Origin of the sequence: Streptomyces sp. T12, assembly GCF_028736035.1 — a bacterium.
In the GTDB taxonomy this organism is placed as follows: Bacteria; Actinomycetota; Actinomycetes; order Streptomycetales; family Streptomycetaceae; genus Streptomyces.
This window is the reverse complement of the sequence record NZ_CP117866.1, coordinates 837,929-864,211: the sequence shown is the minus strand read 5'-3', so window position 1 is coordinate 864,211 and position 26,283 is coordinate 837,929. Positions and strand designations below refer to the sequence as shown.

Genomic DNA, 26,283 nt, shown 5'->3' with positions numbered 1-26,283 from the left:
ATGCCGAGGGTGAGTCATCTCCCACATCGCGGAACCCACTTGACTGTGTGCACCACCTATCGTCAGCCTGACCGTATGCCTGAGGAACTCCTTCTCTTCGGCCGGGCCCATGTCGACCTGGCCCGCACCGCGAGCGCGCGCTGTCCGGGCTGTTGAACGGCCACGGACCCGCACACCTCCCCTCGCAGAAGGACAACTCCATGACGGCCACGTCCGGCCTCGGCGCCACCCAGCTCGCCTCTCCCGACCTGCTCCGCTCCGTCTTCCGGCGCCACGCGGCCGGAGTGGCGGTGATCACCGCCCGAGGTGAGACGGGCCCGGTCGGCTTCACCGCCACCTCCCTTACCTCCGTCTCCGCCGAGCCCCCGATGCTTTCCTTCGGCGTCGGCACCGGTGCCTCCAGCTGGCCGGCGATAGCCGCGGCGGACCATGTCGGTGTCCACATACTCGGCGAGCACCAACAGGACCTGGCGGCCACCTTCGCCCGCAGCGGCGCCGACCGTTTCGGCGCGCCCACGGCCTGGCGCGAGGGGCCCGAAGGCGTCCCCGTCCTCGACGACGTCCTCGCCTGGATGGTGTGCCGGATCGTGGGGCGCGTGCCCGCGGGCGATCACCGCATCGTGCTGGCCGAGGTCGTCCTCGGTGACCCCACCGGCCCCGGACGTCCGCTCGTGTACCACCAGGGCCGGTTCAACGGCCTGCGTGACTGAGCTCACCGCACCGCTGTGAGCGAACCGGCCTCCCACCGTTCTGCGAAGCCGTCGATTTCCGATTACGCTGCGTTGCAAAGGTCACAGTTCAAAGCGCTTGCTTAGCGGGAACGAACTGGGTGTACTGACGAGTAATATTTCGCTCGGAGCGCAGGTCGCCCCGATCGGGATCGGCCACTTGGGGCGCCTATGCTGCCTGCAAGTAGGCAGCAGAGAAATGTCGACGCAGTAGGAGAGCCGGCGTGAGCTTGAGGATCGTTGTCACCGTGAAGTACGTGCCCGACGCCACTGGCGACCGGCACTTCGCCGATGACCTGACCGTCGACCGGGACGACGTGGACGGTCTGCTCTCCGAGCTCGACGAGTACGCGGTCGAGCAGGCGCTGCAGATCTCCGAGAACTCCGACGACGACGTGGAGATCACCGTCCTGACGGTGGGTCCGGAGGACGCGAAGGACGCGCTGCGCAAGGCGCTGTCCATGGGCGCCGACAAGGCGATCCACGTCGAGGACGACGACCTGCACGGCACCGACGCCATCGGCACCTCGCTGGTGCTGGCGAAGGCGGTCGAGAAGGCCGGCTACGACCTGGTGATCTCCGGCATGGCCTCCACCGACGGCACCATGGGCGTCGTACCGGCCCTGCTGGCCGAGCGTCTGGGCGTCCCGCAGGTCACCCTCCTGTCGGAGGTCTCGGTCGAGGACGGCACGGTCAAGGGCCGCCGGGACGGCGACGCCGCCTCCGAGCAGCTGGAGGCCTCCCTGCCGGCGGTCGTGTCGGTCACCGACCAGTCGGGCGAGGCGCGCTACCCGTCCTTCAAGGGCATCATGGCCGCCAAGAAGAAGCCGGTGGAGTCCTGGGACCTGTCCGACCTGGACATCGAGGCCGAGGAGGTCGGTCTCGAGGGTGCCTACACCGTCGTCGACGCCGCGGCCGAGCGCCCGGCCCGCAGCGCCGGCACGATCGTCAAGGACGAGGGCGAGGGCGGCAAGCAGCTCGCTGAGTTCCTCGCGAGCCAGAAGTTCATCTAAGGGGACGCCGGCCCGCTCGAGGCTCAACACCCCTTTCGCCCCTTACGACTTCGCATTCCGCAGGAGAGCAATCCCATGGCTGAAGTTCTCGTCTACGTCGACCACGTGGACGGTGCCGTCCGCAAGCCCACCCTGGAGCTGCTGACCCTGGCCCGCCGCATCGGCGAGCCGGTCGCCGTCGCGCTGGGCAACGGCGCCGCCGACACCGCCGCCGCGCTCGCCGAGCACGGCGCGGTCAAGGTCCTCACCCACGAGGCCGCCGAGTACGCCGACTACCTGGTCGTCCCGAAGGTCGACGCCCTGCAGGCCGCCGTCGAGGCCGTCTCCCCGGCCGCCGTCCTCGTCCCCTCCTCCGCCGAGGGCAAGGAGATCGCCGCCCGTCTGGCGCTGCGCATCGGCTCCGGCATCATCACCGACGCCGTCGACCTTGAGGCCGGCGACGAGGGCCCGGTGGCCACCCAGTCGGTGTTCGCCGCGTCGTTCACCACCAAGTCCCGTGTGGCCAAGGGCACTCCGGTCATCACGGTCAAGCCGAACAGCGCGGCCGTGGAGGCCGCCCCGGCCGCCGGTGCGGTCGAGGCCCTCGCGGTCACCTTCTCCGCGCAGGCCACCGGCACCAAGGTCACCGGCCGCACGCCGCGTGAGTCGACGGGCCGTCCGGAGCTGACCGAGGCCGCGATCGTGGTCTCCGGTGGCCGTGGCGTCAACGGCGCGGAGAACTTCGCGATCATCGAGGCGCTCGCCGACTCCCTCGGCGCGGCCGTCGGTGCCTCGCGTGCCGCGGTGGACGCCGGCTGGTACCCGCACACCAACCAGGTCGGCCAGACCGGCAAGTCGGTCTCGCCGCAGCTGTACATCGCCTCCGGCATCTCCGGCGCGATCCAGCACCGCGCCGGTATGCAGACCTCGAAGACGATCGTGGCGATCAACAAGGACGCCGAGGCCCCGATCTTCGACCTGGTCGACTACGGCGTCGTCGGCGACCTCTTCGACGTCGTCCCCGCCCTGACCGAGGAGATCAAGACCCGCAAGGGCTGATCCCACCCCGGGCTGACGAGGCCCCCGTGACCGTCCGGCGGTCACGGGGGCCTCGTGTCATCCCAGGCTCAGGAAGGCCTGCACGGGCAGGTGGTCGCTCGGGAACTGTCCGTCGTCGGAGAAGGTGTTGATCGCCGCCCGGTGCGCCGTCACGCCGGGCGTGGACAGGATCCAGTCGATACGGTCGCCGTTCGGCGTCAGTGGCTTGTAGCCGTGGAAGGTCGCGTACAGCGCGCTGCGCTGGCGCGCGGTGTCCCAGGTGTCGACGAGACCGGCGTCGAGCAGCGCGTCGTACACCGTGTTCTTGTGGGCGGCGACATTGAAGTCCCCCGTCACTACGACCGGCAGGGCGCGGTCGAACCCGGCGATCCGCTCCGCGATGAGCGAGGCGCTGCGCTCGCGCGCGTACTGGCTCACATGGTCGAAGTGAGTGTTGAGGACGTAGAACTCCCGTCCGCCGTCGGCCAGATCGCGGAAGCGGACCCAGGTGACCATGCGGGCGAAGGCCGCGCCCCAGGTGTTGGAGCCGATCGCGTTCGGCGTGTCGGAGAGCCAGAAGTGGTCGTACGCGGTCGGGCGCAGGCGGCGGGAGTCGTAGAAGACCGCCATGGATTCGTCGCTGCTGCCGTGCAGCCGGCCGGTGCCCACCCAGTCGTAGTGCGGGCCGAGGTCGGAGTCGATGTCGAGCAGCTGCGAGAAGACGCCCTCCTGGGTGCCGATCACATGCGGGGCCTCCTGGCGCAGCAGCTCGCGCATCACCGGTCTGCGCACGGCCCAGCTGTTGGGCTCGGTGGTGCTCGCGAAGCGCAGGTTGAAGGACATGACCTGGAGATGCCGGCGGGCCGGGCGTTCGCCTGCCGAGGCGGACGACGTGGGCAGTGCTGTACTGGAGAGGGGCGCGGTGACCGCCGCGGCTAACGCGGCCTTCAGGCCCAGACGGCGCGTGACTCGGCTGTGGTTCGGCACTTCGGGCTCCTTCGGTGGGAACTGCCGGACGAGTCGTGCGATGCGTGCGTATGGAAGTGTGATACCGCGCCCTGAGATGGGCGTGAACATGGCGAGATGGTGGAGTGACTCCCCGTGGACATGGTGTTGACCAGTCGGAAGGTCCCCAGATAACTTCGTTCTACGGATTGTTGATTCCGTATAGCGGAAAACAGGAGGGTGTGGGATGGGTCAGGGCCAGCAGGAGAAGGTGGCGACGAGCCTCGCGGGCGCCGTCAGCGAGGAGATCAGCGCCTCCCTCGCGCCGGTCGACGCCGAACTGGAGCGCCGCTACCCCGGGGACCCCGGTGGACGCCAGCCCGTCCACACCGTCTACGTCCCCGGCGACGTCTTCGCCGCCGACACCATCCGCTCCTGGGGCGACCAGGCGCTCGCCGCCCTCGACGAACACGCCCCGGACGCCGCGTCCTTCGCCGCCGTCCTCGGCCTGTCCGACGAACTCGCCGAGCCCGTCTACGCGCGCGTGCGCGCCAAGCTGGAGCGCGAGCCCATCGAGGACCTGCGCGTCGACTTCGAGGACGGCTACGGCCCCCGCCCGGACGCCGAGGAGGACGAGGCGGCCGCCCGCGCGGCACGCCTGATCGCCGAGGCGTACGAGAACGGCACGGCGGCGCCGTACATGGGCATCCGCATGAAGTGCATGGAGGCGCCCGTACGCGACCGGGGCATCCGCACCCTCGACATCTTCCTCACCGGCCTGATGGAGGCCGGCGGCCTGCCCGACGGGCTCGTGCTGACGCTGCCGAAGGTGACGTACGCCGAGCAGGTCAGTGCCATGGTCCGGCTCCTGGAGGAGTTCGAGAAGGCACGCGGTCTTGAGCCCGGCCGGATCGGCTTCGAGATCCAGATCGAGACCAGCCAGTCCATCCTCGCCACCGACGGCACCGCCACCGTCGCCCGGATGATCCAGGCCGCCGAGGGGCGCGCCACGGGCCTGCACTACGGCACCTTCGACTACAGCGCCTGCCTCGGCGTCTCCGCCGCCTACCAGGCCAGCGACCACCCGGCCGCCGACCACGCCAAGGCGATCATGCAGGTCGCGGCGGCGGGCACCGGCGTACGCGTCTCGGACGGCTCGACGAACGTCCTGCCGGTCGGCCCGACCGAGAAGGTCCACGACGCCTGGCGCCTGCACTACGGCCTCACCCGCCGCGCCCTGGCCCGCGCCTACTACCAGGGCTGGGACATGCACCCCGGCCACATCACGACCCGGTACGCGGCCGTCTTCGCCTTCTACCGCGAGGGCTTCGAGCAGGCGGCCGCCCGTCTCGCCCGATACGCCAACCGGGCCGGCGGCGACGTCATGGACGAGCCCGCCACCGCCAAGGCCCTCAGCGGCTATCTGCTGCGCGGCCTGGACTGCGGCGCCCTCGACATCGCCGAGGTCGCCCGGCTGACCGGTCTGACCCGTGCCGATCTGGAGGGATTCGCGGCGCCCCGCCGCGGCGATCTGACGGTCTCCGCCAAGTAGCGGACCCGTCACAGCCGCAACCACCCGCCGGCGTTGTCACCCCTGCCCCGTAGTCTGTACGCCACGCATTGACCAGTCACAGGTGTCACAGGAACGGGGCAGCGGTGTCTTCGGGGGAGTACGGACAGACGGACGAGGCCGGTCGGCTGCTGGCCGGGCGTTATCGCGTCGTGGCACAGCTCGGGCGCGGCGGCATGGGCGTGGTCTGGCGGGCCCTCGACGAGGTCCTCGGCCGCGAGGTCGCCGTCAAGGAGCTGCGCACCTACACCGATGCCGACGGTCCCGAACTCGCGGACCTGCGGCTGCGAATGCAGCGCGAGGCGCGGGCGGCGGCCCGGGTGCGGCATCCCGGAGTCGTGGCGGTGCACGACGTCGCCGAGGTCGACGGACGCCCGCTGATCGTCATGGAGCTGGTCGACGGCCCGTCCCTGGACGACGTGCTGCGCGAGCGCGGCACCCTCGACCCGCGCGAGGCGGCCGGCATCGGCGCCAAGGTCATGGAGGCGCTCGCCGCCGCCCACGCGGCCGGTGTCCTGCACCGTGACGTGAAGCCGGGCAACATCCTGCTCGACCGTTCCGGCCGCGTGGTCCTGACCGACTTCGGCATCGCCGCCATGGAGGACCCGGGCGACGGCGAGGCGACCAACCTCACCCGCACCGGCGCACTCGTCGGCTCCCTCGACTACCTGGCCCCCGAGCGTGCCCAGGGCGTCGAACCGGGCCCCTCCTCCGACGTATGGGCCCTGGGCGCCACGCTGTACGCGGCCGTCGAGGGCTCCGCGCCCTTCCGCCGTACGTCGACGTTCTCCACGCTCACCGCCATCGTCACCGAGCCGCTGCCGGAGCCGCGCAGTGCCGGGCCGCTCGGCCCCGTCCTGCAGCGGCTGTTGGACAAGCGACCCGAGTCCCGCCCCGAGGCGGGCGAGGCGCGGGCACTCCTGCAGGCGGTGGCGGAGTCGGGCGGCACCGACTCGCAGACGGCCGCGCTGCGGGGGCCGGCGGGTGCCGGGCCCGCGCGAGAGGAGACGGAACTCGGCGTTCCGTCGGTGCCGCCGGCCGGCGGGCCACCGCAGGCAGCGGGTCCGCACGGGCCGGGATCCGGGGCGCCCGGGACGGCAGAGCCCCCCGGGCAGGCGTACGGCGGCCAGGGGCAGGGTGCGCCGGGCGCTCAGGGCTTGGACACGCCGGGGCAGGGCGTGCCCGCGTCGGACCTGCCTGGGGCGCCGCGCTTCGGGACTGCCCGACAGAGCGCGCAGGGAGCACAGGGCGCGCAGGGGCCCGCCACTCCTGGGCAAGGCACGCCGCCGGTACAGGGCTTCGGCGCCGTCGGCCATCCTGGCTCGGCCATGCACGGACACGGCACCCCGGGGCAGCCGACCGCATCGCCCTACGGCAGCACACCGGTGCCGTCCGCCCCGCACGCCTACGGCAACCCCACCCCGCCGCCACAGGACCCGGACGCCACCGGCCCCATGGTCACGTCCTCCACCGCACCCACCCGACGCAAGGGCCGCGCCCTGCTCGCCGCCGTGGCCGTGACTGTCGTCCTCGCGGCGGCCGGGGGCGCGGTTGCCCTGCTGAACGACAAGGGCGACACCAAGGCCGAGGCGCAGGGCACGTCGTCCGCCACCTCCCAGGACGCGTCCGCCCCGGCGACCGGCAGCCCCGACGCCGATCGGTCGGGCGACTCCGGCCTCACCGAGACGGGCGACGACGAGAAGTCCCCCGGCGCGACCAAGAGCCCGAGCCGTACGGCGGAGGCCGAGCCCACCGATCGGTCCACCACCTCGTCCCCGACCAAGACCTCGGGCGGCGGTGGCACCAACGGCGGTACCACGGGCGGCGGTTCCGGAGACGGCGGTACGACGGGCGGCGGCGGAACCACGGGCGGGGGCGGCAGCACCGGCGGGGGCAGCACCACACCGACCGCGTCCTGCTCCTCCGTCGGCGGCGGCAAGTACAACTGCCAGGTCTGGAAGCAAGCCAAGTCGTACGACGCCTCCGGCACCGAGGTCGGCGTCCTCAACGCGGGCACCAACTACTTCTACTGCCAGCAGAATCTGGGCCGCCGCGAGACCTACGGCGAGTGGACCAACGTCTGGTGGGCCAAGACGGACGACGACAGCGGCAACACCAACGTCTTCATCAGCGACGTCTACATCGAGGGCGGCAACAACGACGAGCCGGTGCCCGGACTCCCGGTCTGCTGAACCCGTACGTACTTCTCCAGGCCGGAGGCCGTCACCAGCCTCTCCTCCGCCAACAGCCGGGTGCCTCGCGCGCACAACAGCGCGTCGGCACGTGCGTGCGCGACGAACTCCTCGGGAGTGGCACCGAACAGCTCTCTCAAACGGGCCGACGCCCCGAGAAGTTCGGTGAGCAGGGTCCGCTGACCCGGGTGGGTGCGAGGCGCGCCGTTCCCGTCGTGCAGCACCCCGTGGCGGTTGACGTACGCGAAGGCACCCGGGAGCGCCGTGCCGTCCGCCAGCACGATCCGGACCTCGGGCGCGGCCAGCCAGGCGCGGCGGTAGTTGCCGTTCGGCAGGGGCACTCCCTCACTCGCGTCGATCACCGCGAGCTGCTCGGCATCGAGCCAGGTGAGGAACAACTCCCGTACGACGGCCGGTGCCTCGAAGGGGGAGGCCGACACGTATCCCATACGGCTCACATGCGCGGAGACGCCGACCCCGATGCCCGTCACCCGCGCCTTCACCATCGGGATGGGAGCCGTGATCCCGAACTCGGCCATCTTGTGCCGAAGCTGGCCCGGACAGGCGTTGGAGCCGACCGCGAGAACCGGCGCTCGGTCGTCGTACACCAGGCGGTCGAGGGGCAGCAGTCGATTCCCGTCGAGGAGGCCGGACTCCTCGGGCCACGCGCCCGGGTAGAGCAGGGGATGCTCGCGCGGCGCCTCGGCCAGGCCCTGCGCCTCGAGTGTGCGGTCCTCCACGGGCCGCTCAGTCCGCCGGCGGCAGCTCGCCCGAGCCGCGGGTGATCAGCCGCGTCGGCAGCTCGATGCGTTCCGGGGCGACCAGGGTGCCGTCCAGCTGCCGGAACAGGCGCTCGGCGGCGGTACGGCCGATCGCCGCCGCGTCCTGGGCGACGACGGTGACGCCCGGCTGCAGCAGGTCGGCGAGTTCGATGTCGTCGAAGCCGACGAGGGCGACGCGGCGGGCCTGCTCGGCCAGGACCCGGATCACGGTGACCGTCACCCGGTTGTTGCCCGCGAAGATCGCGGTGACGGGGGAGGGGCCGGTGAGCATCTCCTCGGCCGCCCGGCGCACCCGCTCCGGGTCGGTGACGCCCAAGGACATCCAGGAGTCCTCCACCGGTATGCCCGCGTCCTCCATGGCGGCCCGATAGCCGCGCAGCCGCTCGGCGGCCGTGTGGATGCGGGGCATGTCGCCGATGAAGCCGATCCGGCGGTGTCCGTGGGCGATGAGGTGGGCGACGCCGTCGCGGGCGCCGCCGTAGTTGTCGGACAGGACGCAGTCGGCGTCGATCTTCCCGGCGGGACGGTCGACGAACACGGTGGCGACGCCCGCCTTCAGCTCGGGCTCCAGGTACCGGTGGTCGTCACCGGCGGGAATGATCACCAGCCCGTCCACCCGCCGCGCGCACAGCGCCAGCGCCAGCTCCTGCTCGCGGTCCGGGTCCTCGGCGCTGGAGCCGTTGATGAGCAGCGCGCCGTGCGCCCGGGCGACCTCCTCGACCGCCCGGCTGAGCGGGCCGTAGAAGGGGTCCGCGAGATCCTCCAGGACCAGGCCGACGCTCGCCGTACGGCCCTTGCGCAGCACCCGCGCGCTGTCGTTGCGGCGGAAGCCCAGGGCGTCGATGGCCTCCTGGACGCGGCGCTCCGTCTCCGGGGTGACGCCCGGCTCCCCGTTGACCACCCGCGAGACGGTCTTCAGGCCGACTCCGGCGCGCGCTGCTACGTCCTTCATGGTCGGACGATTGCCGTAGCGGGACCCGGAGAGGCCGTCTTCGTGGCGGTCGGATCGGCGGATGGTCTCGGGCACGATGCGGATTCCTGTCCTGTCGTCCACGGGGATGCGTCGGTCCATGGGTTTGTATGAGGATGTGGCGTCGAGCATAGAGCCTGGACAACGTTGTCAGATCCGGGAGACACTGTCCACCGCAATCTCCGGCCTGCGCCCCCACCGTGAGACCGGCTCGCCCATTTCCCGTGGTTGACGGGGAGATCCGAATGGTTGACGGGGAGAACTGACACTGATGCACACCGACCTCGTGGCTGCGCTCGACATCGGCGGCACCAAGATCGCCGGAGCGCTGGTGGACGGCCACGGCACGATCGCGGTCCGGGCCCAGCGCGCGACGCCGGCGCGGGAGGACGGCGAGACGGTGATGCGGGCCGTCGAGGAGGTCGTCGGCGAGCTCACCGCGTCGCCGCTGTGGGAGCGCGCGACCGCCCTCGGTATCGGCAGCGCGGGACCGGTGGACGCCTCCGCGGGCACCGTCAGTCCGGTGAACGTGCCCGGCTGGCGCGACTACCCGCTGGTCCGGCGGGTCCGGGAAGCGGCCGGCGGTCTGCCCGTGGAGCTGATCGGCGACGGCGTGGCCATCACGGCGGCCGAACACTGGCAGGGAGCGGCACGGGGGCACGACAACGCCCTCTGCATGGTCGTCTCCACCGGTGTCGGCGGCGGCCTGGTGCTGAACGGCCGGCTGCACCCCGGCCCGACCGGCAACGCCGGCCACATCGGCCACATCAGCGTCGACCTCGACGGCGACCCGTGCCCGTGCGGTTCCCGCGGCTGCGTGGAGCGCATCGCCAGCGGCCCGAACATCGCCCGGCGGGCACTCGAGAACGGCTGGCGGCCCGGCCCGGACGGCGACACGTCCGCCGCCGCAGTGGCCGCCGCCGCGCGGGACGGCGACCCGGTCGCCGTGGCCTCCTTCGCGCGGGCCGCGCGAGCCCTGGCCGCCGGGATCGCGGCCACCGCGACGCTCGTCGAGATCGACATCGCCGTGATCGGCGGGGGAGTGGGCAAGGCGGGCGACGTCCTCTTCACGCCGCTCCGCAAGGCGCTGACCGACTACGCCACCCTGTCCTTCGTCCAGCGCCTGACGATCACGCCGGCCCAGATGGGCACGGACGCCGGCCTGGTGGGCGCCGCCGCGGCCGCCCTCGCCGGGAAGGCGGGGGCGGCCGCGGCGGGGGTGTGAGGGCGCGCGGGTAGGGCAGGAACGTTCACTCCGCGGAATGGGGTGAGGGCGGCCGGGAGGCCGCACATCGGATCAGGTGGGCTGCGGGGAGCTGAGAGCTGGGAGCTGGGAGCTGAGCGGCCGCAGGGGCCGGTGGCCGCCGCTCAGCTCAGCCGTCCGGCAACTGCGGCTCAGCAACTCACCCGCGCCTCCGCCCAGTCCGCGTGGTCCGAGTCGATGCCGTCGCCGCCGTCGGTGACGACGAGCCGTACCACCTGGGCGCCGGTCAAGTCGGCCGTGATCGGCTGGGCCGGCATCGCGTTGGTGAGGACACCGGTCGAGGCGGCCCTGGTGCCGTCGGCCCAGATCTCGAAGGCGACGGTGCCGCCCGCGCCCTCCTCGTCGTCCACGCCGACGTCCGCGGTGACCGTTTCGCACGCGCCGCCGGTGTAGTACGCGACGGTGCTCTCGGCGTGGACACCGAGCCCCTTGCCGTACGTCACTCCGCCGATGGTGATCGGATGCCCGTCGCCCGCGGCGCTCTCCCCGTTGCTCGTGTCGCGCTCGACGGGCCCCCATCCGTTGGTGGCCGACAGCCAGGGAAGGTCACCGAGCCCGGACGACCCCGAGGGCGGCGGCGCCACCACGGTCGCGGTCAGCGGCAGCGAGCTGTCGACGCGGACGCCGGTCGGGGAGCGGTAACTCGCCCTGAGGGTGAGGTCGTACGAGCCCGTGGGCGCCCCCGGCGGCACGGTGACCGCCCACTTGGTGCGCAGGGAGCGCCCGGTCGGCAGTGCCGGCGAGCCGGCCGGTGACGTCGCTCGGACGGCCCACCCCTCGGGCCCGGTCAGCGTGACGGACACCCGCTTGGCCGTCGTACGCCCGAGGTCGGTGACCGTCGACGTCAGATCGGCCGAGCCGCCCGCCTCGAGCAACGGGCTGCCGTCCAGGCCGAGTTCGACGGCAGGCGGGTGCTGGGCCCACTCGGGGTCGGCAAAGACGCGTACCAGGAACGTGCCGTGGGCGGGGACGGTCGCGGAGATCGTGCCCGCGGTGTTGTAGCTCCTGTGCTGCCACAGGTCGCGCAGCGTGTACGCGTCGGCGGCGGGCAGGCCGGCCGCCGCGGCCGTCGTGGTGATGCGCTGGGCGGTGCCGGACTCGTTGAAGAGCGCCACCGCGCGGCTGCCGTCCCGCATCTCCTTGGCGACGACCCAGCGCCCGCCCTCCGACGAGATCACCGCGCCCTGCTTGCCCAGCGGGTCCTGGTCGACCGCGATGACCTCGCGGTTGCCGAGGATGTCCAAGGTCTCCTCGGAAGCCGAGCGCAGGTCGGAGCCGATGAGGAGCGGGGCGGCCATGATCGCCCACATCGAGAAGTGCGAGCGGTACTCGGTGGCCGTCATGCCGCCGTTGCCGACCTCCAGCATGTCGGGGTCGTTCCAGTGGCCGGGGCCCGCATACGGCGTGAGCGGCAGGTTCTTCTTCAGGATCGACAGCATCGAGCCCCAGTTGTCGCTGATGTCACCGGTCGTGCGCCACAGATGACCGACGTCGGCCGCCCATTCCCAGGGCTTGTTCTCGCCCCATTCGCAGATGCTGTACACGATGGGCCGGTCGGTGGCTTCGAGGGCGTCGCGCATGGTCGTGTAGCGCAGCTTGGCGTCCACGCCCTGGTTGTTGCAGTTGTCGTACTTGAGGTAGTCCACGCCCCAGTCCGCGAACTGCTGGGCGTCGCTGTACTCATGGCCGAGCGAGCCCGGGAAACCGGCGCTGTTGCAGGTCTTCGTGCCCGCGCTGGTGTAGATGCCGAACTTGAGGCCCTTCGCGTGGACGTAGTCGGCGACGGCCTTGATCCCGTTCGGGAAGCGGACCGGGTCGGGCACCAGCTTTCCGTTCGCGTCCCTGGAGGGCAGGGCCCAGCAGTCGTCGAGGTTGACGTACTGGTATCCGGCCTCCCTGAGGCCCTTCTGGACGAAGATGTCCGCGATTGCCTTGACCATGGCCTCGTTGAACTCGGCACGGCAGTGGGTGGAGTTCCAGTTGTTGAAGCCCATGGGCGGGGTGGGGGCCAGACCGTCGTCCAGGGCGGGCGCGACGGGGGCCGCGGTGGCCATGGGGACGGCGAGTCCCGCCGTGCACAGCAGACCTGCGGCGAGTGCTCCGACCACTCTTGTGCGGGTTGTGCGGGTTGTGCGGGTTGTGCGGGCGTGAAGGTGACGCATCGTTACGTTCCTCCGAACCAGCAAAGGTGGGATGACGGCATGTACGCGTCATGTCGGGGCTCACGGTAGGGGCTGTCGGACCGTGTGGGAAGTCGAGTGACGGCGTGCGGAGTCCTGGGGGGTCTTGAGGGACTAGGAGGGCTACAGCCGCTTTTTGAACATGTTCAACATCTGGGGTAGGGTCGTGTTCACACGAGATGGGGGAGTCGATGAAGATAGTGATCCCCGGGGGAACCGGGCAGGTGGGCACCATCCTGAACCGCGCGCTGACCGCCGCGGGCCACGACGTCGTCGTCCTGACCAGACGGCCCACGCGGCACGGGGAAGTCCGATGGGACGGTGAGACATTGGGTCAATGGGCCGACGTGATCGACGGCAGCGACATTGTGATCAACCTGGCCGGCCGCAGCGTCAGCTGCCGCTACACCGCACCCAACCTCCAGGCGATGATGGATTCGCGGGTGCGCTCCACCGAGGTCGTGGGCGAGGCGATCTCGCGCGCCGCCCGGCCGCCCCGGGTCTGGCTGCAGATGAGCACGGCCACCATCTACGCCCACCGCTTCGACGCGCCCAACGACGAGGCGACGGGCGTCATCGGCGGCAGCGAGCCCGATGTGCCGGACTACTGGGGCTACAGCGTGCAGATCGCCAGGGCCTGGGAGCGGGCGCAGGAGGAGGCCGACACCCCGCACACCCGGAAGGTCGCCCTGCGCTCCGCCATGGTGATGAGCCCCGACCACGGCGGCGTGTTCGACGTCCTGCTGGGGCTGGCGCGCCTCGGCCTCGGCGGCCCCGTCGCGGGCGGCGCACAGTACGTCTCCTGGATCCACGACCGCGACTTCGTGCGCGCGGTCGACTTCCTGGTCGACCGGGAGGATCTCACCGGGCCGGTGAACCTCGCCGCCCCCGAACCGCTGCCGCAGCGGGCGTTCATGCGGGCGCTTCGCTCCGCGTGGGGCGTCCCCCTGGGCCTGCCCGCCACGCGAGGGATGGCGGAAATCGGCGCGTTCGCGCTGCGCTCGGACACCGAGCTGCTGCTCAAGAGCCGACGTGTCGTCCCCGGCCGGCTGCTCGACGAGGGGTTCGGCTTCGAGTACGCCCGATGGCCGGAAGCGGCCGACGATCTCGCGCAGCGCGTGCGGCTGCGCCGGGTCCACCGGCGGCGGACCGGGCCGGGGACTCCCGCACTGTCCCGATTGTCCGGAGGCGGGGCGTGACTCCACGGTCCGTTTCGCAGTTGAACCGGCCATGAAGAAGCGCAGCATGCTGGCCATCGCCTCCCTCGCCACCGGATTCGTCGTCGCGGCGGTCACTCCCTCCCACTCGGCCGAGCTCTCGGGTGCCCCCGGCACCGGGTCCCCTGCCGCCGGGCTGCCCGACACCGGCGGTGCGCCCAAGGTCGGCGGCCTGGACATGGGTGGCCAGAGCAAGCTCGGCGGCCTCAACACGGGCGGTCAGACCAAGGTCGCCGGGATCAGCGTGGACCGGGCCCTGGACACCGTCGGTACGGCCATCAACCGCGAAACGGACCGGGCCGTGAACAACGCCCCCCACGGAAAGAAGCGCTGACGAGCACCCCGACCCGATCACACGGCGCCGTACCCCCGCATCCGAGCGGGTGTCGGCGCCGTTGTCGTGCGCTCTCTACGGGAACTGGTTTCCGTGGCAGGGTGGAGCGGGCAAGCCACAGGGGGCCAACAGAAGAGGGGGAAACGTGATCGTTTGGATCAACGGTGCGTTCGGTGCGGGGAAGACCACCACCGCACGGGAACTGATCGAGCTGATCCCGAACAGCACGCTCTTCGACCCCGAGGTCATCGGCGGAGCGCTCGCCCATCTGCTCCCGCCCAAACACCTCACCGAGGTCGGTGACTTCCAGGACCTGCCGATCTGGCGACGTCTCGTGATCGACACGGCGGCCGCGCTGCTCGCCGAGCTCGGCGGGACCCTCGTGGTTCCGATGACGCTGCTGCGTCAGGAGTACCGCGACGAGATCTTCGGCGGCCTCGCCGCCCGCCGCATCACCGTCCAGCACGTGCTCCTCGCCCCGGCGGAAACGATCCTGCGGGAGCGAATAGCGGGGCGGGAGATCCCGCCCGAGCCACCCGACGGCGAGATACGGATCCGGCAGTGGTCGTACGACCACATAGAGCCGTATCGCGCCGCATTGGCTTCGTGGCTCACCGCCGACGCCTATCCGGTCGACAACGGCGGTCTGACCCCGTACCAGACCGCTGCCCGGATCGCTGAGGCCGTCGGCGGCGGTACGGTCCCCGTCTGCGACATCGTGCAGACGCCCGAGCCCACCGCCGAGACCGTCGCCTCGGGGGTCCTGCTCTTCGACGAGCAGGACCGGGTGCTGCTCGTCGACCCGACCTACAAGGCCGGCTGGGAGTTTCCCGGCGGCGTCGTCGAATCCGGCGAGGCGCCCGCGCGCGCGGGCATGCGCGAGGTCGCCGAGGAGACGGGGATACGGCTGGACGATGTACCGCGGCTCCTCGTCGTCGACTGGGAGCGGCCCTTGCCCCCGGGGTACGGGGGTCTGCGCCTCCTCTTCGACGGGGGCCGCCTCGACTCGACGGAGGCCGAACGCGTCCTGCTGCCCGGACCCGAGCTGCGTGACTGGCGCTTCGTCACCGAGGAGGAGGCGGCCGAACTGCTGCCACCGGTGCGCTACGAGCGGCTGCGCTGGGCGCTTCGGGCGCGGGAACGTGGGGCGGCGTTCTATCTGGAGGCGGGCATTCCAGCGCCTTCCTGAGCGCGCCGCAGCTCGTCGTGCGGGAACGGGGCCAGCCTGCTCTCGTTCTGCAGCCGCCTGGCGAAGTCACCCATCACGGCGGCGAGCGGCGCGTACCGCTTGATGATGTCGGCGGCGGCCCGCGGGATTCCCTCGGGCCGCATGCCGTCGGCGCAGGCACGCACGAAGGCCTCACGCTCCTGCAGGCCGTACCCGTACAGCGCGGTGGCCAGCCAGTTCACCAGGCGGGTGGCGGTGTAGACACGGTCGTAGAGGCGATGGCGGTCGAAGAACTCGCGCTCCTGAGGCGTGAGCGGGAAGCGGGCCGAGAGTGCGAGCCCGTAGTCGGCCAGGTAGAGCCGGCGCCCGTCGGTGAGGATGTTCTGGAAGTGGGCGTCGAAATGCAGAAGCCGGACCTCGTGGAGGAAGTCGGTGACAGCCGTGAGCTCCCGTTCCACGAAGGCGCATGCGGCGTCGGCGTCGTCCGTGCGCAACTGGGCGTCCAGCCAGTCGTGCAGGGTGTGCGGCACGAACTCCAGGAACAGCGCCAGGCTCGCGGACGCCGTCCGCAGTCCTTCGATGCGCTCACGCACCCGCGGGTCGCCGCCCCAGTAGGCGACGGCCCGCTCCACGTCGGCCAGCTCGTCGGGGAGGGGCTGCGGCGGCTGCGGCAGGATCCGCCAGTGGTGCGTCAGCGGGAAGCCCGAGAAACGGTCTGAGACGACCCAGTTCGTCGTCATGGTGTGTACCGCGAGCTCCCGCCAGGCACCGAACCCCGGGCTGCCGATGCCGTAGTGGAAGTAGGCCGGCAGCCCGAGAAGGTTCGCCGTGGAGCGGATGTTCTGCGGCCGCAACTCGACATCGGTGAGCGGGGCCCGTTTCACGAAGACCCGTCTGCCGTCCACCTCGATCAGCGTCGAGCGCCCGCCGATCCCGGTGCCGAGCGGCGTGCCCGACTCCACGAGTTCCGCGAGTTCATGGTCGCTGAGCAGCGCCAGGGACGTGGCGATGTCGGTGTGGGCGGTGAGGCGCTCGGTGCGGGTCATGCCCCATCCTCAGCCCGAAATCCCCTGACCTGCGGCGTAATTGCGCAGGAACAGCGCCTCGGCGACCGAGAGACGCTCCAGCTCCTCCGGAGACACGCTCTCGTTCACCGCGTGGATCTGGGCCTCCGGCTCGCTCAGGCCGATGAGGAGGATCTCCGCGTGCGGGTAGAGGGCGGCGAGGGTGTTGCACAGCGGGATCGAGCCGCCCTGGCCGGCGTACTGCATCTCCTGACCCGGGTACGCCACCGCCATCGCGTCCGCCATGGCCTGGTACGCCGGGCTGCTCGTGTCGGCGCGGAACGCCTGGCCCTGGCCTATCTGCTCGGTGCGCACCCGGGCACCCCACGGCGTGTGCGACTCCAGGTGGGCCTGGAGCAGCTTGGTCGCCTGGGCCGCGTCCACGCCCGGCGGCACCCGCAGGCTGATCAGCGCACGGGCGCTCGCCTGCACGGACGGGGTGGCGCCGACGACCGGCGGGCAGTCGATGCCGAGGACCGTGACGGCGGGGCGCGCCCAGATGCGGTCGGCGACCGTGCCGGAGCCGATCAGCTCGACGCCGTCGAGGATCTTGGCGTCCTGGCGGAACTGCGCCTCCTCGTACTGCAGGCCCTCCCACGACGACTCGCCGGTCAGCCCTTCCACCGTCGTCGAGCCGTCCTCGGCGCGCAGCGAGGCCAGTACGCGGATCAGCGCGCCGAGCGCGTCGGGCGCGGCCCCGCCGAACTGGCCGGAGTGCAGGTTGCCTTCGAGCGTGTCGATCTGCACGCGGAGGAGGGTCATGCCGCGCAGGGTCGAGGTGACCGTCGGCAGGCCGACACGGAAGTTGCCCGCGTCGCCGATCACGATGGTGTCGGCCGCCAGCAGGTCGGGGTGCTGCTCGGCGTACCGCTCCAGGCCGCCCGTGCCCATCTCCTCCGAGCCCTCGGCGATCACCTTCACGTGCACCGGCACGCCGCCGTTCGCCTTGAGCGCGCGCAGCGCCAGCAGGTGCATGATCAGGCCGCCCTTGCAGTCGGCGGACCCGCGCCCGTACCAGCGGCCGTCGCGCTCGGTCAGCTCGAAGGGCGGGGTGCTCCAGGCGGCCTCGTCCAGCGGGGGCTGCACGTCGTAGTGGGCGTACAGCAGCACCGTCTTCGCACCCTCGGGGCCGGGCAGGTAGCCGTACACCGACTGCGTGCCGTCGGGGGTGTCGAGCAGGGCCACGTCCTCGAAGCCCTCCGCGGTGAGCGCGTCGGCGACCCAGCGGGCGGCGCCTTCGCTCTCGCTCTTCGGGAACTGGTCGAAGTCCGCCACCGATTTGAATGCCACCAGCTCGGTGAGCTCCGCCTTCGCCCTGGGCATCAGCGAGGCGACGGTCTCGGCGACCGGATTCGACGACATGGGCACGCTCCTTGTGGGTGCGACGTTGTACGTATGAGTGCTGTGATCCTCCCACAGCGGCCTGCGACGATGCCCGCCGTAGGATGCGGGGGACAGCAGCAGACGGCGGCTTGAGCGGGAGCAGTAGACCATCGTGAGCAGCGAGAACTCTTCGGCGGACGACGTGCGGCAGGTGTGGGACGTCGTCGTGGTGGGCGCGGGACCCGCGGGCGCTTCGGCCGCCTATGCGGCAGCGGTCGCCGGGCGGCGCGTGCTGTTGCTGGAGAAGGCGGAGCTGCCGCGCTACAAGACGTGCGGCGGCGGCATCATCGGCCCCTCGCGCGACTCGCTCCCACCCGGCTTCGAGCTGCCCTTCCGGGACCGGGTGCACGCGGTCACCTTCTCGCACAACGGCCGCTTCACCCGCACCCGGCGCTCCAAGCAGATGCTGTTCGGGCTGATCAACCGGCCCGAGTTCGACCAGCAACTCGTCGAGCACGCGCAGAAGGCGGGCGCCGAACTGCGTACGGGCGTCACCGTGCAGCGCGTCGAGCAGCACGGCTCGGCCGTGCCGGACCGGCGCAGCGTCGCCGTCGTCCTGCAGGGCGGCGAGACGCTGCTCGCGCGGGCCGTCGTCGGCGCGGACGGCAGCGCCAGCCGGATAGGAGCGCATGTCGGCGTCAAGCTCGACCAGGTGGATCTCGGCCTGGAGGCGGAGATCCCGGTGCCGGAGACGGTCGCCGAGGACTGGCAGGGGCGGGTGCTCATCGACTGGGGCCCGATTCCCGGCAGTTACGGCTGGGTGTTCCCCAAGGGCGACACGCTGACGGTGGGCGTGATCTCGGCGCGCGGCGAAGGAGCGGCCACCAAGCGGTACTTGGAGGAGTTCATCGGGCGGCTCGGACTCGCCGGGTTCGAACCGAGCATTTCCTCCGGCCACTTGACGCGCTGCCGGGCCGACGACTCGCCGCTGTCGCGCGGGCGGGTGCTGGTGTGCGGTGACGCGGCGGGGCTGCTGGAGCCGTGGACGCGCGAGGGCATCTCGTTCGCGCTGCGGTCGGGGCGGCTCGCGGGGGAGTGGGCGGTGCGGATCGCCGAGGCGCACGACGCGGTGGACACCCGGCGCCAGGCCCTGAACTACGCCTTCGCGATCAAGGCGGGACTCGGCGTCGAGATGAGCGTCGGCAAGCGGCTGCTGACGGTGTTCGAGCGCCGTCCCGGCCTCTTCCACGCCACGCTGACCGGTCTCCGGCCGGCCTGGAAGGCGTTCATGGACATCACCCGCGGCTCGACGACGCTGGCCGAGATCGTCCGCACCCACCCGATGGCCCACCGCGCCCTGACCGCGCTGGACCGCCGCCAGGCGCCGGCGGGCGATGAGGCAACTTCCTGACGGCGGCCTGCCGTCCTCGTGCTGCCGTCCTCGTGCTGCCGTCCTCGTGACGGCGGCCCGGGTCACTTCTCGACGGTGATCCGGAAGACGGGGTGGTCCGGGGCCGCCGCGATGATCTCCTCGTCGGAGGACTTCGCGGTGACCCCCTGGAAGTACTGGTTGACCTCCCAGCCCCACTTCTCCAGATAGGTCCGCACGATCGGGAGCTTCTCCTCGTCGGGAAGCTCCACCGCGGTGAACTCACGCACCTTGCGCCCGACGCGCAGCTCCCCGCCGCCTGCGGCGCGCATGTTGCGCACCCACTGGGAGTGGCCGCGCGCCGAGACGAGGTACTGCGTGCCTTCGTACGTGTGCGGGTTGACCGGGATGCGCTGCATCCGGCCGCTCTTGCGCCCGCGCACCGACATCTCCGCCGTGCCCGCGATGCTGAGCCCGCGCCGGGCCAGCCAGCCGATGACGCTGTTGAGGCGGACGTTCAGCGGGCTGCCCTTGAGGTAGTACGGCGACGTCATGGTGACCCCCAGAGTTTGAGAGAGCGGTGCTCTCACTTGAGAGCAGTGTGCACGAGATCGGTGATCCAAAGCAAGAGCACTGCTCTCGAATGCGTGCACTGCTCTGTTTTCGTGGGAGACTGCCTCACATGAGCAGCACCGCACAGGGCGCACGCGCCCGCGCCAGGATGGAAGTCACCGCGGCCATCAAGGACGAGGCGCGCAGACAGCTCGCGGCCGAGGGCGCCGCCAAGCTCTCGCTGCGGGCCGTGGCCCGGGAACTCGGCATGGTCTCCTCCGCCCTCTACCGTTACTTCCCCAGCCGGGACGACCTGCTGACCGCGCTCATCATCGATGCCTACGACTCGCTCGGGGAGAGTGCCGAGGCCGCGCACCACAAGGCCGCCGACGCCGGGCCCGTACAGCGCTGGACGGCGGTCGCCGAGGCCGTGCGCGACTGGGCGCTGCGGCACCCGCACGAGTACGCGCTGATCTACGGCTCGCCCGTGCCCGGGTACACCGCGCCCGACACCACGGTCCCGCCCGCCTCCCGCGTCGGCCTCGTCTTCATCGGCATCCTCCGCGACGCCCACCGGGGCCCAGGCTCCGGCCTCTTTGAACCGCCCCTGCCCGCCGAACTGCGCCCCGAGGCCGAGCGCATGGCAGCCGACCTGGCCTCCGACCTCCCCCCGGCGAACGTCGCTGCTCTCATCGCCTCCTGGGCCGAGCTCTTCGGGCTCGTCGGGTTCGAGCTGTTCGGGCAGTTCAACCGGGTCGTGGAGGACAGGGAGACGTTCTTCCGGCATGCGGCGGCCCGGCTCGCGCACGGGGTGGGCCTGGTGGAGGGCCGGCAGCAGACCGACGCGAACTGTCAGGGCACCGGTACCGGAACCGGCGGCGACGGCGGCAGTTCCGGGTCCTGACGCAGGATCCGGGCGTGCAGTGAGCGCAGTGCGGGCCCCGGGTCCCGGGTCTCGCCGGCGAGCACGGCCGTCGAGGACGGTGAGGCGCTGCTCGGCCCAGCGCAGGCGCTCCGCCGCGAGATACGGCGCCTGGAGGCCCTCGGCGAGTTCGCCGCGCCACAACTCCTCGGCGTGCCGGGCGAGTTCGGTGGCCCGCGCGCGGCGCAGCCCGGAGACGTGCTTCTGCCCCTGACGATCCTCGTCGACGCCACCCTCGTCCGGGTCGTGCTGCGGCCGGCGACGGTGCGGCTCCCACGGGCGCGCGAACTGGTCGGCGCCTCGGTGGCTGCTGCGGCTGCGTCGGCTGCTGCGGCTGCGGCGGTTGCGGATCAGGGGTGGCCGAGTCGGCGGACGTACTTCGCGGGGAGTACGTGTGATCACCACGCCCGGGTGACGCCGTGCGGCGGCCATCGCGTCTAGCGTGGCGGACATGGACGAGCAGCAGGTGCGCCGGGGCGGCGGTCCGCCGATGTGGTGGCGGCACGGGCCGCCGTGGTGGGACCGGTGGGAGGGCGGCGAGGAGCACGCTCCTCGCTGGCCCTGGCGCTCCACCGCGCTGATCACGGTCTTCGTGATGGCCGGTTCGAACTTCGCGGCGCAGGGCCAGCTGGACGACCGGGAGGCTCTCGACCCCTACGCGCGCGTGCTGCTGTTCGTCGCGACGGGGCTGCTGCTGTGGCGCAAGCGCTATCCGGTGGTCGTCGCCTTCGGGACGTCGGTGGCCGCCACGCTCTACCTGGGCGCCGGGTACCCGTACGGGCCTGTCTTCGTGGCCGTGGCGGTGGCCTGCTTCAACGCCATCGTCATGGGGCACCGCAAGGCCGCCTGGGCGGCGGTCGGGGTGTTCTGGGTGGGGCACGCCCTGGTGGCGCACTGGCTGTACCAGTGGCTGCCGCCGTCCGACGACCCGGCCGCCCCCTGGGGGCAGGAGGGCGTGATCGCCGCCTGGGTCGCGGCGATCGTGGCGGTGTCGGAGCTGGCGAAGACGCGGCGCGAGCAGTGGGCGCGGGAGCGGGCCGAGCGGGCGCAGGCGGCGCGGCGGCGCGCCGACGAGGAGCGGCTGCGGATCGCCCGCGAACTGCACGACGTCCTCGCGCACAGCATCTCCGTGATCAATGTGCAGGCGGGCGTCGGCCTCGCCCTCCTCGACACCGACCCCGAGCAGGCGCGCACGGCGCTCACCACCATCAAGGCCAAGAGCAAGGAGGCACTCGGCGAGGTCCGCCAGGTCCTGGACACGCTGCGCACGCCCGGCGACGCGCCCCGCGCACCGGCTCCCGGCCTCGACCGGCTGCCCGAACTGGTGCAGCAGGCGGCGAGCGCGGGCCTCACCGTCGAGGTCGAGGGTGAGCCGCCCCGCCTGGCGCCCGGCACGGACCTCGCCGCCTTCCGGATCGTCCAGGAAGCCCTCACCAATGTCGTACGGCACTCGGGATCGCGGCACGCGCGCGTGCACCTCGATCACGACGACGGGACGACGCTACGGTTGCGTATCGACGACGACGGTCCCGCGACCGGAGCCGACGCGGGCGGCAGCGGCAACGGACTCGCCGGAATGCGGGAGCGGGCGGCCGCGCTCGGTGGCACGATCGAGGCGGGCCCGCGTGCCGACGGCGGGTTCCGGGTGCTCGCCGTACTGCCGTTGAAGGCTTCCCACGAGGCGAAGGAGGACCGGTGATCCGCGTACTGCTCGCCGACGACCAGTCACTGGTGCGGGCCGGCTTCCGGGCACTGCTCGACGCGCAGCCGGACATCGAGGTGGCCGGGGAGGCCTCCGACGGCGAGGAGGCCGTGCGCAAGGTGCGCGAACTGCGGCCCGACGTCGTCCTGATGGACATCCGCATGCCGCTCCTCGACGGCCTCGCCGCGACCCGCCGGATCACCGACGACGGCGACCTGAAGGGCGTCAAGGTGGTCATGCTCACCACCTTCGAACTCGACGAGTACGTCTTCGAGGCCATCCGCGCGGGCGCCTCCGGCTTCCTGGTCAAGGACACCGAGCCGGAGGAACTCCTGCGTGCCGTACGGGCGGTGGTCGAGGGCGACGCGCTGCTCTCGCCCGGCGTGACCCGCCGCCTCATCGCCGAGTTCGCCGCCCGCTCCAAGGAGCCCGCGGCCGCCGACGCCCTCGGTGGACTCACCGAGCGCGAGCGGGAGGTGATGGCGCTGGTCGGCATCGGACTGTCCAACGAGGAGATCGCCCGCCGCCTGGTGGTCAGCCCCCTCACCGCGAAGACCCACGTCAGCCGCACCATGGTGAAGCTCGGCGCCCGGGACCGGGCCCAACTCGTCGTCCTGGCCTACGAGTCGGGGTTGGTGCGGCCGGGCTGGCTGGGCTGAGACCCTCCGCCGGGCTGAGACTCTCCCTTGAAGCGGACCAGGACGCTGACGACACGGGCGACGAACACGACCGCCGCGAGTGTGGCGCCCGTGCCGACGAGTGTGCTGCGGGCACCGCCCGACAGGTCGAAGGCGAACGCCGGTCCGGCCACCGCTGCGAACAGCAGGGCCGCCGCGAACGCCGCACTGCACAGCGCGTAACCGATCTCGACAGTCATCGCGTCCCGTCGCGCCTGATCGCGCCGTCCCCCGTATTCGGTCATACGGCGAGTCTCACAGGCGTGTGCCCGACGGGGCAAGCAGACCCCGCCGGGCACACGGTGTGGAGGCGTCCCCCTAGGCCCTGTCGTCAAATTCCCGCCTGCTGCGCGGCGTCTGGCACGCACGCTCGCCGCGTTGCCGAACCGCCCACGTGGCTCCGCCACGAGGGCGCTCCGGCGCCTTGCGATCGCACGCACCAGACGCCGCGCAGCCCGCCCTCCGGGCGGACGACGGGAATTTGACGACAGGGCCTAGTCGCGGACCGGCACGCGGTCCGCTTCGGCCTCCTTCAGGATGGACTTCGCGACAACCACGGACTGCGGTCGGCGCCGCGGGCGCAGCCCGGGCAGGGTGATCAGGAGCCCGATGACCGCAATGCCGGTCACGACGGTCAGCCCGGGCCGGTAGCTGTCGAGGACGGCCTGCGGGGTGGCATTCTCCGGGGCGTTCGCGGTGACCACCGCAGTCACGACGGCCAGGAAGATCGCGCCGCCGACCTGCACCGAGGTGTTGAGCAGACCGGAGACCATGCCCTGCTCGTGGTCGTCGACCCCGTTGGTGGCCTGGATGTTGAGCGAGGGGAAGACCAACGCGCAGGCGGCGCCGATGAGCAACATGCTCGGCAGGATCACCGCCGCGTACACAGGGTCGAGGTCGACCCGCAGGAAGAGTGCGTAGCCGACGACCATCAGGGCGAAGCCCACGGGGATCAGACGGGGTGTGCCGAACCGGTCGACGACCGCGCCCATCTTGGTCGCGGACAGCGCCACCAACAGGCCCGCGGGCAGGAAGGCGAGCGCCGTCTGCAGCGCCGACCAGCCGAGCAGCGTCTGGAGGTACAGCGTGGCCAGGAACTGGAAGCCGATGTACGAGCCGAAGAAGGTCATGGCGCCGAGCTGGGCGCGGATCTGGTTGCCGGAGCGCAGCACGCCCAGGCGCACCAGCGGGCCCGGCGAGCGCCGTTCGACCAGGACGAACGCGGTCAGGAGCGCGGCGACGGCGAGGAAGGACAGCAGCGTGCGGGCGGAGGCCCAGCCGACGTCGGGGGCCTGTACGACCGTGAAGACCAGCAGCAGCATCGACGCGGTGCCGATGACGGCGCCGGGGATGTCGTAGCCCCTGTGGTTCGTCTCGCGCTCGCTGCGCGGCAGCATCTTCAAGCCGGCGACGAGCGCGATCACGGCGATGGGCGCGGGCAGCAGCATCGTCAGGCGCCAACTGGCCTCGGTGAGCAGGCCGGACAGGACGAGGCCCATGGAGAAACCGGTGGCCGCGCAGGTGGTGTAGATGGAGAGCGCCCGGTTGCGCAGCGGGCCCTCCGGGAACGTCGTGGTGATGATCGACAGGCCGGCCGGAGCCGTGAACGCCGCGCTCAGGCCCTTGATGAAGCGGCTGGCGATCAGCAGCGGACCCGAGTCGACGAGCCCGCCGAGCAGGGAGGCGAGCGCGAAGACGGCGAGGGCCACCAGGAAGACCTGGCGCCGGCCCAGCAGGTCGGCGGTCCGGCCTCCGAGGAGGAGCAGGCCGCCGTAGCCCAGGATGTAGCCGCTGACGATCCATTGCAGGGTCGAGGTGGACAGGCCCAGGTCGGCACCGATGGACGGCAGGGCGACGCCGACCATCGACACGTCCAGCGCGTCCAGGAACATCGCGGCGCACAGCACCAGCAGGGTGCCCCACAGCCGGGGGGTCCAACGTCCTTCGGACGCCGGGTTGGTGAGCGGAGAGGTCATGCCGAGGACACTACATGCGCATGCATGAGATGCAAACGCATTTAATTCTGATGCAACAAACTCTGTGTTCTGCTACGGTGCGCGCATGGCGGCGAAGAAGGCCGAGCAGGCGCTCGTGGACCAGTGGCGGGACATCCTGGCGCTGCACGCGCGCACGCAGTGCGAACTGGACCGTGCGCTGCACCAACACGGCCTGTGTGCCAGCGACTTCGAGGTCCTGGACGTACTGGCCGCGGGTTCGGCGCGGGGCACCTCGGGAAGCTCGGGGAGTGACCCCGCATTGCGCGTGCAGGAGATCTCCGAGCGGGTGCATCTCAGTCAGAGCGCGCTGTCGCGGCTCGTCGCCCGGCTGGAGAAGGACGGCCTCGTCCAGCGCTGTATGTGCCCGGAGGACCGGCGCGGCGTGCGCGTGGCCCTCACGGCGAAGGGGCGTACGCTGCACGGCGAGGTGCTGCCGGTGCAGCGTGCGGTGCTGACGAGGATGCTCGCGAACTGAGCGGCGTACGCCCTGGGTTCAGCTCATGACGATGGCCGAGTTCTCGCGCCACAGCGCGGCCACCGAGGCGTCGCCGGTCACACTCGGCAGGGGCAGCCGGTTCCACAGCGACAGATACAGGTGCGCGACCGGCCCGGCGATCTCGCAGTCGGCCCGTCCGGCATCGCCCCGCTCGGTCAAGGGCGGCTCCTGAGACAGCCGTACGGTCCACACCGCGTCGCCTGTGTCCGTCGCCCGCACCCGCAGCACCCGCGGCTCGGCGCTGCGGACCCGGCTCTTGGGCCGGGCGTGGAAGGCGCACAGCAACTCGTCGATGCCGTCCGTCGCGAAGCCGGCGTCGATCTCGCTCGGCGTGCCGCCGCGCGCCGCCTCCGCGTCGAAGCGGTGCACGGCCGTCTCGTGGGCCTGTCTGCGTGCCCAGAACGCGAGCGGCGAGGGTGCGGGCAGGAAGTGGAAGCACCGGACGTCGGGGGAGGCGGCGGAGAGGGTGCCGACGAGATGGCGGTGTCCTTCCCGGAACCAGGCCAGCAGGTCGGCGCCGTCGAGGTCGGGCGGACCCTCGGGGGGATGGGGGGAGGTGCGGCCGTCGGCGACGAAAGACGCCGCCCAGCGGTGCACCATGCCCGTGTGCCGCACCAGATCCCGCACCTGCCAGTCCGGGCAGGTCGGCACCTTGCCATCGACCCCCGCCTCCTCGGCGGCCGCGGCGAGCAGCGAACCCTCGCGGTCCAGGAATCGAACGAACTCGGCTGTCTCCATGGGCTGAGTGTGCACGATGGAGCGCGGTCGAAGGCAAGGGCTGGGGCCGGGGTGAGGGCGGCC

General features: G+C 71.7%; 25 protein-coding genes. 15 read left to right on the top strand and 10 right to left on the bottom strand.

Features of this window, described 5'->3' with window-relative positions:
* Window positions 1-200 precede the first annotated feature (200 nt).
* The 3 genes from PBV52_RS03815 to PBV52_RS03805 all read left to right on the top strand — a co-directional run bounded on the left by PBV52_RS03815 (window position 201) and on the right by PBV52_RS03805 (window position 2,779).
* Window positions 201-710 (top strand): flavin reductase family protein, encoded by a 510-nt coding sequence (locus tag PBV52_RS03815; protein ID WP_274236837.1) that lies wholly within the window; start codon window positions 201-203, stop codon window positions 708-710.
* A 242-nt stretch (window positions 711-952) separates the two neighbouring features.
* Window positions 953-1,741: an electron transfer flavoprotein subunit beta/FixA family protein gene (locus PBV52_RS03810; protein WP_274236836.1), complete on the top strand. Its 789-nt coding sequence runs from the start codon at window positions 953-955 to the stop codon at window positions 1,739-1,741.
* A gap of 75 nt (window positions 1,742-1,816) precedes the next feature.
* Window positions 1,817-2,779 carry an electron transfer flavoprotein subunit alpha/FixB family protein gene (locus PBV52_RS03805; RefSeq protein WP_274236835.1) on the top strand — a complete coding sequence of 321 codons (963 nt, stop codon included), beginning with the start codon at window positions 1,817-1,819 and terminating at the stop codon, window positions 2,777-2,779.
* A 57-nt stretch (window positions 2,780-2,836) separates the two neighbouring features.
* Here the strand turns inward: PBV52_RS03805 and PBV52_RS03800 are convergent, their stop codons facing one another.
* Window positions 2,837-3,745, bottom strand: a complete 909-nt coding sequence (locus PBV52_RS03800) for an endonuclease/exonuclease/phosphatase family protein (RefSeq protein WP_274236834.1) — start codon at window positions 3,743-3,745, stop codon at window positions 2,837-2,839.
* A 205-nt stretch (window positions 3,746-3,950) separates the two neighbouring features.
* On the opposite strand from PBV52_RS03800, the gene PBV52_RS03795 reads away from it, so the two are divergent.
* Both PBV52_RS03795 and PBV52_RS03790 read left to right on the top strand, forming a co-directional pair.
* Window positions 3,951-5,255, top strand: a complete 1,305-nt coding sequence (locus tag PBV52_RS03795) for an aldolase/citrate lyase family protein (RefSeq protein WP_274236833.1) — start codon at window positions 3,951-3,953, stop codon at window positions 5,253-5,255.
* A gap of 104 nt (window positions 5,256-5,359) precedes the next feature.
* Window positions 5,360-7,465, top strand: coding sequence for a serine/threonine-protein kinase (locus PBV52_RS03790; RefSeq protein WP_274236831.1), 2,106 nt, complete (start codon window positions 5,360-5,362; stop codon window positions 7,463-7,465).
* On the opposite strand, the gene PBV52_RS03785 is transcribed toward PBV52_RS03790, so the two are convergent.
* Both PBV52_RS03785 and PBV52_RS03780 read right to left on the bottom strand, forming a co-directional pair.
* Window positions 7,411-8,205: a hypothetical protein gene (locus tag PBV52_RS03785; protein WP_274236830.1), complete on the bottom strand. Its 795-nt coding sequence runs from the start codon at window positions 8,203-8,205 to the stop codon at window positions 7,411-7,413. The genes PBV52_RS03790 and PBV52_RS03785 overlap by 55 nt on opposite strands.
* Before the next feature lie 7 nt (window positions 8,206-8,212).
* Entirely contained in the window at window positions 8,213-9,319 is a 1,107-nt protein-coding gene (locus PBV52_RS03780; RefSeq protein ID WP_274236829.1) for a LacI family DNA-binding transcriptional regulator, read from the bottom strand.
* A gap of 169 nt (window positions 9,320-9,488) precedes the next feature.
* Between PBV52_RS03780 and PBV52_RS03775 the strand changes: the two genes are divergently transcribed.
* Window positions 9,489-10,442 carry an ROK family protein gene (locus PBV52_RS03775; protein WP_274236828.1) on the top strand — a complete coding sequence of 318 codons (954 nt, stop codon included), beginning with the start codon at window positions 9,489-9,491 and terminating at the stop codon, window positions 10,440-10,442.
* A 170-nt stretch (window positions 10,443-10,612) separates the two neighbouring features.
* Here the strand turns inward: PBV52_RS03775 and PBV52_RS03770 are convergent, their stop codons facing one another.
* Complete coding sequence (locus PBV52_RS03770) at window positions 10,613-12,643, bottom strand: NPCBM/NEW2 domain-containing protein (RefSeq protein WP_274236827.1); 2,031 nt, start codon at window positions 12,641-12,643, stop codon at window positions 10,613-10,615.
* A gap of 209 nt (window positions 12,644-12,852) precedes the next feature.
* Here PBV52_RS03770 and PBV52_RS03765 point away from each other — a divergent pair, with 209 nt between their 5' ends.
* From PBV52_RS03765 to PBV52_RS03755, 3 genes are all read left to right on the top strand, one after another.
* Window positions 12,853-13,860 carry a TIGR01777 family oxidoreductase gene (locus PBV52_RS03765; RefSeq protein WP_274236826.1) on the top strand — a complete coding sequence of 336 codons (1,008 nt, stop codon included), beginning with the start codon at window positions 12,853-12,855 and terminating at the stop codon, window positions 13,858-13,860.
* Between the two features lie 31 nt (window positions 13,861-13,891).
* On the top strand, window positions 13,892-14,212 hold the full coding sequence (locus PBV52_RS03760; protein ID WP_274250012.1) for a hypothetical protein: 321 nt from the start codon (window positions 13,892-13,894) through the stop codon (window positions 14,210-14,212).
* Between the two features lie 145 nt (window positions 14,213-14,357).
* On the top strand, window positions 14,358-15,401 hold the full coding sequence (locus PBV52_RS03755; protein ID WP_274236825.1) for an NUDIX domain-containing protein: 1,044 nt from the start codon (window positions 14,358-14,360) through the stop codon (window positions 15,399-15,401).
* Here the strand turns inward: PBV52_RS03755 and PBV52_RS03750 are convergent.
* Together PBV52_RS03750 and PBV52_RS03745 are read right to left on the bottom strand one after the other, a co-directional pair.
* Window positions 15,368-16,426 (bottom strand): protein kinase family protein, encoded by a 1,059-nt coding sequence (locus PBV52_RS03750; RefSeq protein ID WP_274236824.1) that lies wholly within the window; start codon window positions 16,424-16,426, stop codon window positions 15,368-15,370. The two genes, PBV52_RS03755 and PBV52_RS03750, sit on opposite strands and share 34 nt — an antisense overlap.
* Before the next feature lie 9 nt (window positions 16,427-16,435).
* Complete coding sequence (locus tag PBV52_RS03745) at window positions 16,436-17,806, bottom strand: dipeptidase (RefSeq protein WP_274236823.1); 1,371 nt, start codon at window positions 17,804-17,806, stop codon at window positions 16,436-16,438.
* Window positions 17,807-17,939: 133 nt separating this feature from the next.
* Between PBV52_RS03745 and PBV52_RS03740 the strand changes: the two genes are divergently transcribed.
* Window positions 17,940-19,178, top strand: coding sequence for a geranylgeranyl reductase family protein (locus PBV52_RS03740; protein ID WP_274236822.1), 1,239 nt, complete (start codon window positions 17,940-17,942; stop codon window positions 19,176-19,178).
* A 62-nt stretch (window positions 19,179-19,240) separates the two neighbouring features.
* On the opposite strand, the gene PBV52_RS03735 is transcribed toward PBV52_RS03740, so the two are convergent.
* Window positions 19,241-19,690: a nitroreductase family deazaflavin-dependent oxidoreductase gene (locus PBV52_RS03735; RefSeq protein WP_274236821.1), complete on the bottom strand. Its 450-nt coding sequence runs from the start codon at window positions 19,688-19,690 to the stop codon at window positions 19,241-19,243.
* A gap of 128 nt (window positions 19,691-19,818) precedes the next feature.
* Between PBV52_RS03735 and PBV52_RS03730 the strand changes: the two genes are divergently transcribed.
* The 4 genes from PBV52_RS03730 (at window position 19,819) to PBV52_RS03715 (ending at window position 22,971) form a co-directional block, all read left to right on the top strand.
* Window positions 19,819-20,592: a TetR/AcrR family transcriptional regulator gene (locus PBV52_RS03730; protein WP_274236820.1), complete on the top strand. Its 774-nt coding sequence runs from the start codon at window positions 19,819-19,821 to the stop codon at window positions 20,590-20,592.
* Between the two features lie 216 nt (window positions 20,593-20,808).
* Window positions 20,809-21,051, top strand: a complete 243-nt coding sequence (locus PBV52_RS03725) for a hypothetical protein (protein ID WP_274236819.1) — start codon at window positions 20,809-20,811, stop codon at window positions 21,049-21,051.
* A 10-nt stretch (window positions 21,052-21,061) separates the two neighbouring features.
* On the top strand, window positions 21,062-22,309 hold the full coding sequence (locus PBV52_RS03720; protein WP_274236818.1) for a sensor histidine kinase: 1,248 nt from the start codon (window positions 21,062-21,064) through the stop codon (window positions 22,307-22,309).
* Window positions 22,306-22,971 (top strand): response regulator transcription factor, encoded by a 666-nt coding sequence (locus PBV52_RS03715; RefSeq protein WP_274236817.1) that lies wholly within the window; start codon window positions 22,306-22,308, stop codon window positions 22,969-22,971. Before PBV52_RS03720 ends, PBV52_RS03715 begins: the two co-directional genes overlap by 4 nt.
* Here PBV52_RS03715 and PBV52_RS03710 read toward each other — a convergent pair.
* Window positions 22,932-23,234 (bottom strand): DUF6332 family protein, encoded by a 303-nt coding sequence (locus PBV52_RS03710; RefSeq protein WP_274236816.1) that lies wholly within the window; start codon window positions 23,232-23,234, stop codon window positions 22,932-22,934. The two genes, PBV52_RS03715 and PBV52_RS03710, sit on opposite strands and share 40 nt — an antisense overlap.
* A gap of 249 nt (window positions 23,235-23,483) precedes the next feature.
* Window positions 23,484-24,965, bottom strand: a complete 1,482-nt coding sequence (locus PBV52_RS03705) for an MFS transporter (RefSeq protein WP_274236815.1) — start codon at window positions 24,963-24,965, stop codon at window positions 23,484-23,486.
* Window positions 24,966-25,050: 85 nt separating this feature from the next.
* Between PBV52_RS03705 and PBV52_RS03700 the strand changes: the two genes are divergently transcribed.
* Window positions 25,051-25,461 carry a MarR family winged helix-turn-helix transcriptional regulator gene (locus tag PBV52_RS03700; RefSeq protein WP_274236814.1) on the top strand — a complete coding sequence of 137 codons (411 nt, stop codon included), beginning with the start codon at window positions 25,051-25,053 and terminating at the stop codon, window positions 25,459-25,461.
* 18 nt (window positions 25,462-25,479) lie between these two features.
* Here PBV52_RS03700 and PBV52_RS03695 read toward each other — a convergent pair whose 3' ends face one another.
* On the bottom strand, window positions 25,480-26,220 hold the full coding sequence (locus PBV52_RS03695) for a maleylpyruvate isomerase family mycothiol-dependent enzyme (RefSeq protein ID WP_274236813.1): 741 nt from the start codon (window positions 26,218-26,220) through the stop codon (window positions 25,480-25,482).
* Between the last annotated feature and the right edge of the window lie 63 nt (window positions 26,221-26,283).

What these genes read in the sequence shown, in the direction of transcription:
- PBV52_RS03815 (WP_274236837.1), top strand. Translation starts at nt 201, where the DNA reads ATGACGGCCACGTCCGGCCTCGGCGCCACCCAGCTCGCCTCTCCCGAC.
- PBV52_RS03805 (WP_274236835.1), top strand. Translation starts at nt 1,817, where the DNA reads ATGGCTGAAGTTCTCGTCTACGTCGACCACGTGGACGGTGCCGTCCGC.
- PBV52_RS03795 (WP_274236833.1), top strand. Translation starts at nt 3,951, where the DNA reads ATGGGTCAGGGCCAGCAGGAGAAGGTGGCGACGAGCCTCGCGGGCGCC.
- PBV52_RS03780 (WP_274236829.1), bottom strand. Translation starts at nt 9,319, where the DNA reads ATGGACCGACGCATCCCCGTGGACGACAGGACAGGAATCCGCATCGTG.
- PBV52_RS03775 (WP_274236828.1), top strand. Translation starts at nt 9,489, where the DNA reads ATGCACACCGACCTCGTGGCTGCGCTCGACATCGGCGGCACCAAGATC.
- PBV52_RS03770 (WP_274236827.1), bottom strand. Translation starts at nt 12,643, where the DNA reads ATGCGTCACCTTCACGCCCGCACAACCCGCACAACCCGCACAACCCGC.
- PBV52_RS03765 (WP_274236826.1), top strand. Translation starts at nt 12,853, where the DNA reads ATGAAGATAGTGATCCCCGGGGGAACCGGGCAGGTGGGCACCATCCTG.
- PBV52_RS03760 (WP_274250012.1), top strand. Translation starts at nt 13,892, where the DNA reads ATGAAGAAGCGCAGCATGCTGGCCATCGCCTCCCTCGCCACCGGATTC.
- PBV52_RS03750 (WP_274236824.1), bottom strand. Translation starts at nt 16,426, where the DNA reads ATGACCCGCACCGAGCGCCTCACCGCCCACACCGACATCGCCACGTCC.
- PBV52_RS03745 (WP_274236823.1), bottom strand. Translation starts at nt 17,806, where the DNA reads ATGTCGTCGAATCCGGTCGCCGAGACCGTCGCCTCGCTGATGCCCAGG.
- PBV52_RS03735 (WP_274236821.1), bottom strand. Translation starts at nt 19,690, where the DNA reads ATGACGTCGCCGTACTACCTCAAGGGCAGCCCGCTGAACGTCCGCCTC.
- PBV52_RS03730 (WP_274236820.1), top strand. Translation starts at nt 19,819, where the DNA reads ATGAGCAGCACCGCACAGGGCGCACGCGCCCGCGCCAGGATGGAAGTC.
- PBV52_RS03720 (WP_274236818.1), top strand. Translation starts at nt 21,062, where the DNA reads ATGGACGAGCAGCAGGTGCGCCGGGGCGGCGGTCCGCCGATGTGGTGG.
- PBV52_RS03710 (WP_274236816.1), bottom strand. Translation starts at nt 23,234, where the DNA reads ATGACCGAATACGGGGGACGGCGCGATCAGGCGCGACGGGACGCGATG.
- PBV52_RS03705 (WP_274236815.1), bottom strand. Translation starts at nt 24,965, where the DNA reads ATGACCTCTCCGCTCACCAACCCGGCGTCCGAAGGACGTTGGACCCCC.
- PBV52_RS03700 (WP_274236814.1), top strand. Translation starts at nt 25,051, where the DNA reads ATGGCGGCGAAGAAGGCCGAGCAGGCGCTCGTGGACCAGTGGCGGGAC.
- PBV52_RS03695 (WP_274236813.1), bottom strand. Translation starts at nt 26,220, where the DNA reads ATGGAGACAGCCGAGTTCGTTCGATTCCTGGACCGCGAGGGTTCGCTG.